At 34.7% G+C, this 2,343-nt stretch carries 2 protein-coding genes; both read left to right on the top strand.

Translation table 11 applies throughout. From position 1 onward, the window contains the following. Nucleotides 1-45 precede the first annotated feature (45 nt). Nucleotides 46-513 (top strand): DUF2062 domain-containing protein, encoded by a 468-nt coding sequence (locus NT145_00445; protein MCX5781167.1) that lies wholly within the window; start codon nucleotides 46-48, stop codon nucleotides 511-513. After that, on the top strand, nucleotides 503-2,343 hold a 1,841-nt coding region (locus NT145_00450; protein MCX5781168.1), incomplete at its 3' end, for a TIGR03960 family B12-binding radical SAM protein. The genes NT145_00445 and NT145_00450, both read left to right, overlap by 11 nt.

The raw sequence follows: 2,343 nt of genomic DNA on the forward strand, positions 1-2,343 counted from the left end.
AAATTCGCAGATTTACTAACTAGGAATTCCGTTTAAAAATCCAAAATGATAAATAATATTTTACGATCAATTAAACTCGCGTATTTTAAATTGTTAAGGATTAATGACAGTCCGCATAAAATTGCAATGGGATTTGCTATTGGTTCGTTTATCGGCATTTTCCCGACATTTTGGCTCGGAGGGATTTTGGCTGTATTTCTTTCATGGATATTTAGGCTAAATTATGTTGCCACAATACTGGGGGCTTTCATAATTATGAATCCTTTAACAACTCCCCTTTTTTGGATTTTAAGCGCTTTTGTCGGGGGAATTATTTTTTCCAAAAAATATAATTTCGTATTAAATGCGATTAAGGATAAAAGCATTTTTCATAATTTTGGTGATTTGGCAATAATCTATCTTGTTGGAAATACAATAATTTCATTAATTGTTGCCGTATTCAGTTACTGGGCGATTAAAAGAATAATTATTGACTACAGGAAAAGGAAATCGAGAATTAGAAATGGAAAATAAAATTGAAATAGAAAATATCCTGCCTTTGGTTCAAAAACCTGTCAGATACATAAATCAAGAATGGAACTCCCATAGAAAAAACTTTTCAAAAGACAACACCTCTGTTTGTTTGTGTTTTCCGGATCTGTATGAGGTAGGAGCGTCTAACCTCGGGCTTGAAATTCTTTACCACATAATAAACCGAAAAGATTCAAGCTTCGCTGAAAGATGCTACTTGCCCGCGCCCGATATGGAAAATTTGATGCGCCAGAAAAATATACCCCTTTTTTCCCTTGAAACAAGAACACCAATTAAAAAATTTGATATTTTAGGCATAACCCTTCAATATGAATTATGCTCCGCAAACATACTAAATTTGCTTCATCTCTCTGAAATTCCTTTTTATGCCAAAGATAGAAAAGAAATGTTTCCTCTGGTTATAGGCGGGGGACCCATGACTCTAAACCCCGAACCCTTAGCGGATTTTTTTGACGCATTTGTTTTGGGAGACGGGGAAGAAGCAATGCTTGAAATTATTGATACTGTTAGAAAATTAAAATCTGCATCCAGAAAAAAGGAAGAACTTTTAGAAGATTTATCAAAAATAGAAGGTATTTATGTGCCATCATTTTATGATGTTGATTACAATTCGGACGGCACAATAAAATCAGTGCTGCCGAATAAAAAAGGTGTCCCCGATAAAGTCTATAAAAGTACAGTAAAGCTTGAAAACGCGCTTGTCCCAACCGAAAAGATTGTTCCTTATATGGAAACGATACATAACAGGATAAACATAGAAATAGCCAGAGGATGCCCGAGAAAATGCAGGTTTTGTTCCGCATCAAAATATTATTTTCCATGGCGGACCCGGACCCCGAAACAGGTTATTGATTTTGCTTCAAAAAGTATTTCTAATACAGGATTTGGAGAAATTTCTTTCTCATCTCTTTCATGCACAGATTACAAGGATTTAAATGAGGTTCTTTCGGAATTCCATAACCAATTTTGCGAAAAAAGAATTAATGTTTCTTTGCCTTCGCTGCGATGCGAAAAATTTTCGCTGGAAATTGCAAAAAATCTTGATTACAACAAAAAAACGAATCTTACCTTTGCTCCGGAAGCAGGTACTGAAAGATTAAGAAATGTTATAGGGAAATATCTTTCTGATAAGAATATTATTGAAACCCTGCTTCTTGCTTCTTCTATGGGCTGGCAGAACGTTAAACTTTATTTTATGTTGGGCCTTCCTACTGAAACAAACGAAGATATAGAAGGTATAAATAATCTTATTCGCTATATCAAAAAACAGGTTCCGAGATTCAATTTCAATATTGCATTATCCTATTTTGTTCCTAAAGCTCAAACTGCTTTTCAGTGGGCAGCTATGGAAAAAGAAGAAAATTTAAAAGAAAAAATGTATAAACTTAAGAAAATATTGCCGGCATCAATAAAAAGCGGCTTTGTTGAACCGAGTATTCTTGAAGCGGTTTTAGCTCGCGGTGACAGGCGCCTTTCAAAAGTCATCTATAAAGCATGGCAAAAAGGAGCAAGGTTTGACCAGTGGAAAGAGCAATTTGAATTTAGTTTATGGAAAGCCTCTTTTGAAGAAGAAAAAATAGACTATGCCTTTTATATTTACCGGCAACGAAACGAAAATGAGCATTTTCCTTGGGACCACCTTGATTTTGGCATCGGCAAAGAGGATCTTTTAAAGGAATATAAGAAAGGTTTAGATGAAAAAAAGGGAGAGATTGATGTTGAAGAAAAATCTTTTGTTCCCGTAAAATACAAACGTGAAAATATTATTTCTCAAAGAACAGTTATGAGGGTGCGTCTTAGATTTGAGAGAAA

The organism is Elusimicrobiota bacterium (assembly GCA_026388075.1).
Classification (GTDB): Bacteria; Elusimicrobiota; Endomicrobiia; order Endomicrobiales; family JAPLKN01; genus JAPLKN01.

Coding starts and splice junctions, on each gene's coding strand:
- NT145_00445 (MCX5781167.1), top strand. CDS start 46: ATGATAAATAATATTTTACGATCAATTAAACTCGCGTATTTTAAATTG.